The 12,907-nt window shown below is 64.6% G+C and carries 8 protein-coding genes and 1 pseudogene; 7 read left to right on the top strand and 2 right to left on the bottom strand.

All coding sequences use genetic code 11. The annotated features are described in order from the left end of the window. Window positions 1–281 precede the first annotated feature (281 nt). The 7 genes from AB0K14_RS30700 (at window position 282) to AB0K14_RS30670 (ending at window position 10,956) form a co-directional block, all read left to right on the top strand. Window positions 282–986 (top strand): DUF169 domain-containing protein, encoded by a 705-nt coding sequence (locus AB0K14_RS30700; RefSeq protein WP_360456513.1) that lies wholly within the window; start codon window positions 282–284, stop codon window positions 984–986. A 158-nt stretch (window positions 987–1,144) separates the two neighbouring features. After that, a complete protein-coding gene (locus AB0K14_RS30695; RefSeq protein WP_360456510.1) occupies window positions 1,145–1,585 on the top strand; it encodes a metalloregulator ArsR/SmtB family transcription factor in 441 nt (146 codons plus the stop codon). Continuing rightward, on the top strand, window positions 1,585–1,800 hold the full coding sequence (locus tag AB0K14_RS30690) for a hypothetical protein (RefSeq protein WP_360456507.1): 216 nt from the start codon (window positions 1,585–1,587) through the stop codon (window positions 1,798–1,800). The genes AB0K14_RS30695 and AB0K14_RS30690 overlap by 1 nt, the downstream gene beginning before the upstream one ends. After that, window positions 1,800–4,046, top strand: coding sequence for a peptidase domain-containing ABC transporter (locus AB0K14_RS30685; RefSeq protein ID WP_360456504.1), 2,247 nt, complete (start codon window positions 1,800–1,802; stop codon window positions 4,044–4,046). Before AB0K14_RS30690 ends, AB0K14_RS30685 begins: the two co-directional genes overlap by 1 nt. A gap of 553 nt (window positions 4,047–4,599) precedes the next feature. Continuing rightward, window positions 4,600–5,214 (top strand): hypothetical protein, encoded by a 615-nt coding sequence (locus AB0K14_RS30680; protein WP_360456501.1) that lies wholly within the window; start codon window positions 4,600–4,602, stop codon window positions 5,212–5,214. Between the two features lie 300 nt (window positions 5,215–5,514). After that, entirely contained in the window at window positions 5,515–9,075 is a 3,561-nt protein-coding gene (locus tag AB0K14_RS30675; RefSeq protein ID WP_360456813.1) for a hypothetical protein, read from the top strand. Window positions 9,076–10,341: 1,266 nt separating this feature from the next. After that, window positions 10,342–10,956, top strand: a complete 615-nt coding sequence (locus AB0K14_RS30670; RefSeq protein WP_364339484.1) for a hypothetical protein — start codon at window positions 10,342–10,344, stop codon at window positions 10,954–10,956. 974 nt (window positions 10,957–11,930) lie between these two features. Here AB0K14_RS30670 and AB0K14_RS30665 read toward each other — a convergent pair. After that, complete coding sequence (locus tag AB0K14_RS30665; RefSeq protein WP_360456496.1) at window positions 11,931–12,596, bottom strand: tetratricopeptide repeat protein; 666 nt, start codon at window positions 12,594–12,596, stop codon at window positions 11,931–11,933. Window positions 12,597–12,697: 101 nt separating this feature from the next. Beyond that, a pseudogene (locus tag AB0K14_RS30660) lies at window positions 12,698–12,907 on the bottom strand (hypothetical protein); the annotation flags it as partial.

Here is a 12,907-nt window from a genome sequence, read left to right as displayed (position 1 = left end):
GTTGTGTGACTGGGATGGCCGTTCGCGGCTGCGGAAAACGTACCCGTATGCGGGGTGTGTCGTTGATTGGGTCTGGTTCAGACTGCGCTTCCGGGGGTGCGCCGTTAGGCGCATCGCGGGCAGAGTTCTTTGGGGGGATGCCTTAGGTCTGTCAGTTGATCCTGTGCCGACCGCCCTTTTGCGGTCCGCGTCGTGAGTCGTCGAAATATGAGCTTTCCCCATCATTTGTCGTGGCGCGCTTGATTCGTCATGGCATGGAATGAAAAGAAGAGGACGAAGTGATGAGTCATTCCGAGCTGGCCACCGCGTTGACCGAGTTGCTGTCGCTGGACCTGCCACCGGTGGCGCTGTCGAAGGTGGAGGCGCGGCCGGAGGGTGTTGTCGACACCGGTCGGCCGGTGCCGTCCAGCTGTGCGATGTGGCGTGTGGCGGAGAAGGGGGTCTTCTACGCCGAGGCCGCGGAGCACTTCAACTGTCCGGTGGGGTCCATGGTGATGGGCTTCGAGATGCCCGACGAGGTCAACGCCGAGCTGGGCGGCCTGGTGCAGTCGATGTGCGACGCCCGGTACCTGGAGATGTCGGAGGTGGCGAGGATCCCGTCGGTGCGCAAGGCGGGTACGGGCGTGGTCTACGGGCCGTTGGCCGACCTGCCGGTCGAGCCGGACGTGGTGCTGCTGTGGCTCACCCCGGCGCAGGCGATGATCTACAACGAGGCGTCCGGCAACGCGAACTGGACCGCGGAGGCGGGTCAGGTGTCCGGACGTCCCGGGTGCACCGCGCTGGCGCTGGCGATGGACACCGGGCAGCCGCGCATGGCGCTGGGCTGCATCGGCATGCGCACGTTCACCGGCATCGCGGCCGACCGGATGCTGGCCGTGCTGCCGGGCGCCAAGGTCGACGAGTTCGTCGAGGCGCTCAAGGTCACCGTGCAGGCCAACGCCGGCATGAAGCAGTTCTACGAGAGCAAGCTGGCCCAGTTCGCCTAGCGGCCTGACCCCGCGCGGTCCCCTGACACCTGGCTCTTGACCAGTCGGCAGTGCCAGGGGATTGCGCGGCCCGCCACTCCGGGCCTACTCTCGGTCACATCGACGGAGTTCGATCCCCTTAGGGATCGACGGTATTCGATGTCGGGGGTGGACGGCTCGTGACAACCGCTGGGCGGGTCATCGGCTTGGAGATCGTGGAGACGCGGTCGTCGGGCGCACCCCATTGCAGTGTTCCGCTCACCGCCCCACGTCTGTCGCACGAACAGGCCAACGACCTGTCGGTCGTGTTCAAAGCCCTGGCGCACCCGACCCGGGTGCAGTTGATGAACCTGCTGGTGTCCAGCCCGTTCGCGGCCTGCGTCTACGACATCCAGGTCGCGATGGGCATGCCCCAGTCCACGATCAGCCACCACCTCAAGCAACTCGTCGGCGCCGGACTCCTGCACCGCCAACAGCGGGGCAGCTGGGCCTACTACTCGGTGGACCGCGAGGCCATGCGCCGGCTGGGCACCGTGATCGACCTCGGCGACGCGCCGTCGCAGCCGCTGTCACCGCAGGCACAGACCGATCCGCCGGTCGAGCAGGTCGAGGACGTGTGATGCCGTCGACCACCCCCTCCGCCGCGCTACCGGACGCCGTCGGTGCCGACCGACTCCTGTTCGGTGACGACGCCGCGCGGTGGCTCCCCGGCCCGGCCGAGGAGCTGCTTCCCGCTCAGGCGCGTCCCGCGGCCGTGCGCCGGACCTGGCTCGTCCTCACAGCGGTGCTGCTGGTCCTGGCCGGTATCGCGGTGGCGATCGGGACGGTCCTGTGATGCCCGTCCTCGCCAGACCCGGGCGGCGCAGGGTGCCGGTGGTGTTGCAGGCCAGCCGCGCCGAGTGCGGGGTCGCGTGCCTGACCATGGTGCTCAACCGCCACGGCCACGTGATCTCGCCGCAGGAGGTGCGGCGGTTGTGCCCGGTCGGGCGTGACGGGATCAGCGCCGGTGTCATGGTCCGCGCCGCCAGGCAACTGGGTATGCGGGCAGCTGGCTACCCGGCGGTCTCGGCGGTGTTCGAGCAGGTGCCGCTGCCGCTGATCGCGCACTGGGAGGACGACCACTTCGTCGTCGTGGAACGGGTCTCCGACCGCGGCGTCGACCTGGTGGACCCCCGGCTCGGACGGCGACGGCTGTCGCCGTCGGAGTTCTCCGCCGGGCTGGGCAAGGTCGTGCTCAGCATCCGGCCCGGTGAGGGCGCGAAGCCCGGCGGTCGGCGCGTGGAACCGTTCTGGCGCCGCTATCTGCGCTCGCTGCTCGCCCTGCCCGGCACACGTGGCCTGCTGGCGCAGGTACTGCTGGTCAGCCTGGTCGCGCAGGCGCTCGTGGTCGCGATGCCGCTGGCCACCAAGCTCGTCATCGACGAGACGGCCACCCTGCGGGACTCCTCGCTGATGACCCTGCTCGGCGTGGGCGTGCTGGTCGTGGCCGTCGCGCAACTGGTCACCGGCCTGCTACGGGCGGCGTTGCTGGTCGCGTTGCAGGGCAGGCTCGACACCCAGGCCCTGCTCGGGTTCAGCGCGCACCTGCTGCGGCTGCCGATGCGGTTCTTCGAGCAACGCAGCACCGGCGACCTGGTGACCAGGTTCGGCAGCATCGCGATGCTGCGCGAGCTGATGACCGGGCAGACCCTCGGTTCGCTGCTCGACGCCGTGCTGGTGCTGACCTACTTGGGCCTGTTGTTCTTCGTCGACCTGACCGTGGCGCTCGCGGTGCTGGCGGTCGCCGTCGCCGTGGTGGTGCTGTTGTGGAGCACCACCAGGGTGGTGCGCGAACGGATGGCGTTGGACCTGGCCACGCAGTCCGAGGCTCAGGGCTACCTGGTGGAGATGCTCGAAGGCATGTCCACCGTCAAGGCCGCCGCGGCGGAGGACCGCGCCATGGGCCGGTTGTCGACCCTGGTGTCCACCTGGACTTCGGTCACCCTGCGCCGCGGCTACCTCGCCTCCACCATCGACGCGGTCACCTCCACATTGCGCTTCGTGACGCCGCTGCTGGTGCTGTGGCTGTGCCTGACCCGGGTGCTCGACGGCACCCTGTCAGCGGGCACCATGCTCGCGGTCACCTGGCTGGCCGCCGCGATCCTCACCCCGTTGGCCTCGGTCGCGGCCAACAGTCAACGCCTGCAACTGGCGGGCGCGCAGCTGCAACGCCTCGCCGACGTGCTCGACACCGCCACGGAACCGCGGCCCGAGCCCTCCGAGGACACGGCGCCGCGGCTGCGGGGGGCGATCGAACTCGACCGGGTCGGCTTCGGCTACGACCCCTACAGCCCCGCCGTCCTGCACGACGTCACCGTCGCCATCAGCCCCGGTCAGCGCGTCGCCGTCGTCGGCTCCACCGGATCGGGCAAGACCACGCTCGGCATGCTCCTGCTCGGCCTCTACGCCCCCACGGCGGGCACCATCCGCTTCGACGGCCACGACATCGGCAGCCTTGATCCGCGCGCGTTGCGCGGCCAGATCGGTGTGGTGTTGCAGGAGCCGTTCGTGTTCAGCGGCACCATCCGCGACAACATCACCCTGCACGACCCGGCGATCCCCGACGAGGAGATCGTGCGGGCCGCGCGCCTGGCCGGTCTGCACGACGAGATCAGCGCCATGCCCCAGGGCTACGCCACCCGCCTGGCCCAACGCGGCACCGGCCTGTCCGGCGGGCAGCGCCAACGCCTCGCCCTGACCCGCGCCCTCGTGCGCCGCCCCACGGTGCTGCTGCTCGACGAGGCCACCAGCCACCTCGACGCCGTCACCGAGGCCCGCGTCCACCGCAACCTCGCCGACCAGCGGTGCACCCAGATCGTCATTGCCCACCGGCTGAGCACCGTCCGCGACGCCGACCAGATCCTCGTCCTGCACGACGGCCGCCTGGTCGAAACCGGCACCCACGACCAGCTGCTCACCCGCGACGGGCACTACACCGCGCTGGTCACCGCACAACTCGACCAGCCCGCGACCGCACCGCAGGTGCCCACACCAGCCACCTCCGCGACAGCGGAGACCACCCACGGCAACGGAAGGAGGTGAACCCATCATGGAGAAGATCCTGGAGCTGACCGACACCGAGCTCGACACGGTCGTCGGCGGGCAGGGCGACGTCAGCACGTGCGCCGCGAGCCCGGACGGCGTCTGCGTGTGCAGCGCCACCGTGTAACCCCGACCAACCCACTGCAGGTGGTCGAGGCGCAACCGGTGGTGAGCGGGCCAGCTTGACCCTGGCCCGCTCACCACCGGCCTGACAGGGCCGACCACGCCGACCCCGCGCCCATCCTTCCAGCCACGCACGTCGAAGGCAGCCACCCGACCGCCACGGCTTCGCGATGAGCCGTCAACGGGCATCGACCACGGCCCGGGCTTGACTGCCGTACCGCTCCGCGCGGTACCGCTCGGGGCTGTCGACCATGCACCCCGGTTTGGGGTTCGTGGGGTTGGAGTGGCAGCGCGGCCTGTCCTCGGCGACGCTGCGCGGCGTCGGACCGGACGCCCGCTGCGTGGTGCGGTGCCTGGGACGGTGACCGGCGGCTGTTCGCCGTGGTATCCGGGGTGCTTTTGTCGGTGGGCGGGCGTACGTTGCCCGGCCATGGGCAGGAAGCCGCATGACCAGGTCGGCGTGGGCGAGCGGGTGGAGGCGTTCCGCGTGCAGGCCGCGAAGGTGCGCGCCCACCCGCTGTTCGCGACCGCGGTCTACTCGTTCTCGTTCACGATGCTCGCCTCGCCGCAGGGGAGTCGGTTCCTGTTCCCGCCGGCCACCGAGGACCAGCAGCACTACCTGGCCTCGGTGCTGCGCCCGTTCCTGTCCCAGCGTGACATGGTCTCCCTCCTCGTCTGCTTCGGACAGTTCAGGCAGGGGTGCACCGATCCGTTGATCGCCAAGGGATTCGACGACCTGCGGGTGGATTACAAGAGGGCGAGCAAGAGCGTGCTGTTCGCCACGACCGGCACGTGGAGGAAGGGCGAAACTCCACCGGACCGGGTCTACACGGACTGGGAGGTCGCCGAGGCCATGCTCTACGGCGGTGGCCTGGTGCACGTGAATCCCGAGCCGCGGCGGCTGCTCAAGGCTCTGGAGGGACCGGGTAGTGCCGAGTGGAACAACCAGGCGGTGATGCGTCTGTTCCACACCGTCGGAACAACGGCCCTGCGAGTCGACGTCCTGCTCGACCTCGCGCAACGGCAGGGTGCCCTGCCGTCCTGATGTCGGTGGCCCGCACGAGCCACCGGCACCGGGGTGGTTTGGTCAGGTGGACGGGTGCGAATGGAGAGGTACAGAGGACCTGGATGACCACACCTAACAATGTGTCGCCCGACAACGTGTCCGAGGGCGGCCGCGATGTTGGAGCGCCTGGCGGCATCACCAACAGGTCAGGCTCGACGGCGTCCATTCCCGCCCCCCAGGCCGCTACGCTGGAGTCCTTGGCATCACGCTACGTTGCTGACCAACACGCGACGTATCTTCGACACCTCCACGAGGCGGTAGCGGACCCGCGGAACCGTAATATCGCACTTACTGGCCGGGTACGGGACGGGCAAGTCCAGCGTTCTCGACGAGTTCGAGTCCACGAACAAGAAGTCCCTACGTAAGGCATTCAAACCTAAGAAAAAGACGCTCCGTATCACAATTTCCACGCTCGGCCCAAGCTCGGAGGAGGCAAGGGCGGTTGAGGCAAGATCGGAGGACGTCAGGCCCGAGGGATCCACTCTAACCAATCGAATCCAGAAGGAACTTGTCAAGCAGCTCATTTATCGAGCGAGTCCGAGAGACTTTCGCTTCTCGCGCTTCAATCGCATTGTCTCACTTTCTCGTACACGTGCGGCAATCAGGGCGGCAATTGCCGTCGGCATCGTCGGCGGAATGCTATGGCTTCTGAAACTGCTACCCAACACGGTCGGGACAGGGCCGGGAAAGCCCTGGTGGATTCCCGGCCTATCGTGGCTAGGGCTCGCCAGCGGTGCCATCGTCATTGTGGCCACTCTACTACTGATCGTTCACGGTCGCTTCGTTGTGTCCGACGTTTCAGCAGCCGGGGCCGCCGTGAAGCTATCACCCCGTAGCTCGACCTACTTTGATGAGTATCTGGAAGAGATCGTCTACTTCTTCGACAAGGTCTTCCCCGAGGTTGTGATCTTCGAAGACCTTGACCGGTTCGACGATCCACACATTTTCGAGGCTCTGCGCGAACTTAATACACTCCTCAATCAGACACCCAAGCGCCTCAAGGGAAATCCACTTCGGTTCATCTACGCCATCAAGGACAGCTTGTTCGAGAAGCTGGGCTCCGACACGGAGAAGTCGCAGGACGACGCTGCAGCTATCGAGGTCGTGCGTGCGAATCGCACAAAATTCTTCGATGTTGTGATTCCGGTTGTTCCGTTCATTTCGCACCGCAACGCGCGCGAACTCCTTGATGAACTGCTTAAAAATCGAGGGGTGGCGGGCATCGAACGCCCGCTAGTAGCCCTAGTTGCTCGACACGCCACCGACATGCGGTTGCTGAGAAACATCTGCAACGAGTATTCCGTGTTCGCTGAGCGCCTGCTCGTGTCGGATAAAACCGCTCCCGGACTTACTTCCAGCAATCTTTTCGCACTTGTTGCGTATAAGAACTTCCATCTCAATGACTTCGAACGAATTTCACACCGCAGCAGCGACCTGGACGAGCTTTACGATCTACACCGCAAGCTTGTGCGCGAATCCATCGACGAGTGTGAAAGGCGCAAACGCAACGTCCTGGCAGGAGTAGTCAGATATCAAACAAGGGCTTTGACGGCCGAGCGGATTGGCAATCGACTAATCGCCGTCTGGGTGGCCGTAAAGGCTTCGACGGGTCATGCAGGTTGGCCGTCTGTTCGGTTCAGTACCGGGTCTGAAGATTATACTTCACAAGAAGTAACGTCATACGAGTTCTGGGTCAAGCTTACCGAGGCGGGCCACATCTCGATCATTGCCCAATCAGGTCCCAGTACTCATCCTGTTGGCAACTTGGACCGCGGGTTGATCACTGCTCTCTTCCCGGAAGCAGTCGACGCGGACCAGTGGTTCGAATATGACGAGCAGGCCGCTCAAGCCGCACTCAAGCAGCTTGACGACGATGTAGCATTCTTGCGCGGAGCCGACTTCAAGGATCTTATGCGCGAAAGCAGGTTCACTCTCCCACTCGGGAACAGCGACAAGAATTTCATAGATCTCGTCGATACGACGATGAAGTCGAAGTTGGCTAGAGATCTCGTGCGACACGGCTACCTCGACCGGAACTTTGCACTGTACGCGGCAGTATTCTACGGACACTTCACTGGGGTCGACGTAGCAACGTTCATCGTGCGGACCGTTCAGGTAAACCAGATGGACATCGACTACACCTTTACTGGACCCGAAGCGATCAAGAATCTACTCAATGAGGCACCGGAGGAGTTCAGTCGCACGATTAGCGCGTACAACACGCAACTCCTTGACTACCTCCTTAAAGAGAACGATGCGCGGGCGGAGCACATTGCCGATACCATCGCGTCCAACTTCGGGAGACAAGAGCAGAAGTTCCTCGAATCATACTTCAACTCTGGCCAGGAGAGGGCGGCCTTTGCTGCACTGCTGAGCAGGCGCCCTTGGTCGGAGGTCTTCGCGTACCTAGCTCTAGAGGAGGGAATCCCTGTCGACATACGACCTGCCCTCGTTGACAGTGCGCTTCGCGCGGCTAACCGCGTCGACATTTACGAACTGAATCGTAAGGTTTGCGACTTCATCATCGCGAACTACTCGGAGATGGAGGCCTTCACACATCGCCAAGACGACTCCGTAGCCGCAAAGGTCGTTGCGTTCATGGAAGAGCTCGGCGCCGTCCTTCCCGAACTGGCAATACTAGACAATGCGATGCGCGACTGCATCGTCCACCACGATCTGTACCGCCTCACAGCAGACAACCTGCGGGTGGCACTAGATGTGAGCGGTGACATCAGTTACGATCGAGTGCGCGAACACCCGGACGTACTGGACCGTTGCCGACGTTCCCCGAACGAGTATCTCATCGCAGTACGGAACGATGAGCTTACTCAGTACTCGGTCCACACAGAGACTGCTCTTGCCGAGGCCTTGACCGAACTATCCGAAGTTTGGGGAATGGACCACCTCCGTGAGCTGATTGCGACGGCTGCACCCGACAGTCAACTTGAGCACTTGGATTCCATTCCCGAGCCATGCTGGCCGGACCTTGCTACGCACCACCTGTTCCGCGCGACTGTCCGGAATGTACTGGCCTACAGCAAAGCGATTGGGTCTATCGACCAAAGGCTTGCCGAACTGCTTGTACGCAGCGGAAGCATAGAGAGCGCTGGCGAGGGCGAGACTGCGAAGGCGAATGTTGCCATCGACATACTCAACGCGACCGAGTTCATCCCCGAGTCTAGTCATAGGGTGAACCTCGCGGCGAGTCTGGATCCCGAGGAATACATGTCGCCTGCAGCGATCGAATCAGTCACTGGCGATCTCCTGGCACTCCTATTGGATCACAACTTGGTTGAAGATTCCCTGGAATCGTTCATGCATTTCCGAAGTGGAGGATGGGCCACGATCGAACCTGCCATTGCCAAATCGAAGAAGTTTGTCGAGTTCATGAATCCCGACCTCGTCAGCGAGTTCATCCCGGACCTTCTCGGCAGTCGGGTGAGTCCTTCGCAAGCCAAGTACCAGGTCATCAGCGACTTTGAACGTTACGTTCCCGACGATGCAGCTTCACTCTCGGCCGCCGGCCAGTATGCTTTTTCTCAACGGCGGAATCTCGCCGCGAATCAAGTTCGCCGGATCGCTGCTGCCACCAAGGATCAAGGCCTTACGTTGAAGCTGCTTGCATCTGCGGCGCCTCTGGTGGATGCGACTGAACTCGTCATGGTATTGACCGAACTGGGGGACCCTTACAGCAACCTGACGAGTCGCGCCCAGGACAAGTTCGAGGTGAGTTCTGATCACTCGCATCGAACGGTCCTCGATCGCCTCAAAAAAGCCGGAGTGGTGTCCAGCTTCACCAAAAGGCGACTGAAAGACGTTTACGTCGTGAAACTGGCGTAACATAACCGCGTAGCTAAGAGGCTTCAGGTCGCCGTTGTTTTCTCCTCGACGAGGGGGTGAACCTTCCTCGCGCACGCCTCTATGCCATAGCCACGGACTGCAAGCGCTACCGATGAAGCCGTTACTCGGCCATACCCTGAGTGCAGCGAACAACGGCCGGGCGCCAGCCCACCAGCTTGCTGGGAACACACCCGGTAGACCGCAGCCATGTAGCGATCGTCCTCGTCGCTGAGCCGCGGGATCACGATCATGATGGGACGTGGACCGAGGAAGAGATCCGACACGAGCCGGAGTAGCAGCGGCGTCGACGGGAGTGGTCGGGTTGTCGGACAGGGCGGATACCCACATGGTTGGTCACCCCAGGCGCGGACGCGGCTGACCGCGCTGCTGTCGCACGCCCGCTACGCCCATGCTCGCGGCTGTCAAACGTTCTCCGTGGCCTCGGCCGATCACCAGTTCACCGCGCTGGCCGAACTGGGCGAGTTCGACATGATCGCCTGGACTGGGCAGAACGTGTCTGGCCGGTTGCGAGCCGCAGCGTGCCAGGTGCGTCGTGTTCGCCGTCCCTCGAGTACTGAGGTCGGTCCGCACACACGAACCGTTCCGCTTCCACCACTCGACCAGGACGAAGAGCGGACCACGAACGGACCGAAGGCGATGTTCGCACAGCTTGGCCATCGGCTGGCGACGGCGCTGGCGATTGGGTTCAGTATCGCCTTGGCAATGCTCTGGTCGCCCGACTGGTTCTCCGGGTTTTCCACGACGAGGGGAGCCGCTGGCTCCGTCGGACGGTCACCGCCCGGTGAGCACCGGTTTTCGGAACTGTACCGGCAGCGGTGCACGCTCGCGGACGGGCTTGTTCGACGTTCAGGTCCAGGCGGTTGGCCTGCCAGATCTGCCAAGGCTCGCGGTCTGCGGCGTGCTGCCCTCCCGGCCGGAAACTGGTGAGGTCCAACCGCTCCTCCAACGCGTCTACGACCAGCTGGGCCAGTTGAGCCTGGTCAGTCCAACCTGCGGATCGGTTCCAGGTGCACGCACGACAAGGACTGTTCGCCTGCGTAATAGGCGTCGAGCAGTTCGAGTTCGAGGAGCTGGGCGTTGTGCAGATGTGCCAACCGCGCCACCCACTGGACAGAGGACAGCTCGAACTTCGCGGAGATCAGACGACCAACTCCACCAGTCGGGTGAACGGAACACGATCCGCAGTGCGGTGGGCGCGGTCGTTCCTAGGGTTCGATCATGCAGTCAGGACAGGTGTCCGTATGGGTGCCGATCGTGGTCGCGTTGCTTGCCGGGATCTTCGGAATCGTCGGTGTCGTGCTCGGGCAACTGATCAACGCGCGACGTGAGCGGGCCCGGGAGGATGTGCGTTGGGCTCGTGACCGGGAGCGGGAGGAACGACAACGCATCCACGACAAAGAAATGGAGCGCCGCGCGGAAACCGTCCGGGCGGTAGCCCAGTACGTCGGCCGTGTTCGTCTCTGGGAGGGCGTCATGCAGGAGATCGTCCAGGCGATCGACTATGACCGTCCGCAGCTTACCAACGAGATGCGCCAGTCGGTGATCGAAGCTCAACAGGCGGCCGCCGAAGCCCTTGGCGTGCTGGAACTGGTCAGCGGCGGCGAGCTTCAGCACACCGCCATGAACGCGTGGTACGAGATCGCGATGGTGGCGCACGATCTCTGCACCCCGGAAGAGCGGGGGTGGGATTTCCTGCATGATCGGGTCTGGTCGGTCGTGGACGAGATGTCCTGGGTGCTCATCGAGGCCAAAAAGGAACTCGGGTTCGATGAGTATCGGGGTTCGAGTTGGAGCACGCCCGCCAAGCCTTCAACCCGGCAGGATGTCAGCCCATCACCACCATCCGCCCAGACGCCCTGACCCTCGCTCCACGCAACTTCTAGCCGCCTACCGCTATCGCGGCCGTGGGGACGGCGTCGATCTTCTGGCGGTCTTGCCGCGTTCGGTTTGTCGGGGCGAACCAACGGCTGACTGACGTCGGTGGGCCGCCGCTGAGGTCGACCTGCTCGTGTGGGTCTCAGCCGGATCACGGGACGCGATCGCGTCTGCCTTCGCCCGAGTCGCCGCCGACCTCACCGGCATCGAGGACGCTGATCCTGGAGACGGCGCCCGCCCGTTGCTCGACTGGTTGGCGAGCGCCTCGGTGCGGTGGCTAGTGGGTGCTCGACGATGTTCGGTCGCCCCAGTGACCTCGCGGAGATGTGGCCGCCGATCTCGGGCACCGGACGCGTTGTGGTGACAACTCGGCGACGCGACGCCGCGCCGCGTGGGCATGGCCGTCGGTTCCTCGGCGTAGGGGCGGCGCTGAGGCTGAGGCGCGTGCATATCTGACCGGCGTGGTAGGCGAACGTACGTACCTGCTGCAGGACAAGGTCGAGCTTTGCTACGGCGCTGGGATACCTGCCGTTGGCATTGGCCCAAGTCGCCGCGTACATGCTCGACCGGGACCTGTCGTCCGCCGCCTAGCTGGAGCGGTTGACCGATCGTCACAGGCGGTTGGCTGCGGTGTTGCGAGGATGAGGCACTGCCGGACTCGCACCAGGTGACGGTGGCAGCGACCTGGTCGATTTCCGTCGAGCACGCCGACCGGCTGGAGCCTGCTGGCATGGCAGGTCCCTTGCTGGAGATAGTCGCCTTGTTGGGCGCCGATGAATTCCTGTCGAGGTGTTCAGTGCTCGCCTCGGACAACGGGTAGGTCCGGTCGATGATCAGGACCACCGCGCCCGACTCGGCCAGCCCTGCCAGCGTCGCCACTACGAGGCGATGGTCCGCTGGTCCGCGATCCGTATCACCAGCCGACGACTCATCCACCCCAGCAGGACGAAAACAGCTACTTATGCAGGTCGGGTCTCCGCGACGAGGGCTCGGACCTTTCGCGCTGCGCGGTCGTCGAGACGGATGATCAGGGAGAGGGCGCGGTTGAGGGTGCGGTCGGCAGTGTGGTGGTCGCCGGACAGGTACTGGGCTTGGCCGAGTAGGACCAGGGATTCGGCGTGTGTGGTGGGTTCGGGTAGTTGTGCGTAGGCCTTGTCGGCTCGGGTGAGGTAGGTGATGGCGGAGTCGTGTCGGTGGGCTTCGATCATGAGGGCGCCGAGGTGGGTGAGTGTTCGTGCGATGCCTGGCTGGTGGTGGTGCAGGAGGTAGGTCTCCAGTGTTTCGTCGGCGCAGCCGATGACCTTGTGGAGCACGCCGAGGGAGCGGTAGGTCTGGGCGAGGTCGTGCAGGGCTTCAGCGGTGGCGTCGGGCTCGTTGTCGCGCTGTCGGTGGATGGCGAGTTCGCGCATGCCGTGGATGGCGGCGAAGTGGAGCTGGTCGTTCGCGCGCAGGGACTGGGCGGCCCGGCGCAATGCCTTTGCCAGAAGCAGGGACGTGGGCAGGACGCCCGTCAGCTGGGCTCCGATGTCGCTCAACCGGTGAACGAAGTCGGGGCCGGCGTCGGGTGGCGTGGCGGGCCAGATCTCGGCCAGCAGGGCAACCGCCGTCTCAGGCTCGTCCAGCACCGCGTGCAGTGTCGTGAGGACGCGGTCGGTGTCGAATCGGTGGCGGTGTGGGGAGGTTGTCAGTTCGTGGCGCAGCTGTGTGGCCGCGTGCCTCGGGGCGCTCACGTGAGGGTGTCGTTCGGTTGGGGAACCACCTTGAACAGGTCGTCGAAGGCCATGGGTTGGAGTGCGACGAGTGCTCCGGCGATGAACGCAGCGCCGGGCTGAAGCTCGCCCGTGAACCGCCCCGGGTTCGGTGGAGACTCGATCAGTTGACTGCTCCAGCCGGGGTTGGCTGGTGTTGACGGTAGTAGACGGCCTCGACTTCGGTG

Origin of the sequence: Actinosynnema sp. NPDC050801, from assembly GCF_040673975.1 — a bacterium.
In the GTDB taxonomy this organism is placed as follows: Bacteria; Actinomycetota; Actinomycetes; order Mycobacteriales; family Pseudonocardiaceae; genus Actinosynnema.
This window is presented reverse-complemented; position numbering and strand designations above follow the sequence as displayed.

What these genes read in the sequence shown, in the direction of transcription:
- AB0K14_RS30700 (WP_360456513.1), top strand. Translation starts at nt 282, where the DNA reads ATGAGTCATTCCGAGCTGGCCACCGCGTTGACCGAGTTGCTGTCGCTG.
- AB0K14_RS30690 (WP_360456507.1), top strand. Translation starts at nt 1,585, where the DNA reads ATGCCGTCGACCACCCCCTCCGCCGCGCTACCGGACGCCGTCGGTGCC.
- AB0K14_RS30685 (WP_360456504.1), top strand. Translation starts at nt 1,800, where the DNA reads ATGCCCGTCCTCGCCAGACCCGGGCGGCGCAGGGTGCCGGTGGTGTTG.
- AB0K14_RS30680 (WP_360456501.1), top strand. Translation starts at nt 4,600, where the DNA reads ATGGGCAGGAAGCCGCATGACCAGGTCGGCGTGGGCGAGCGGGTGGAG.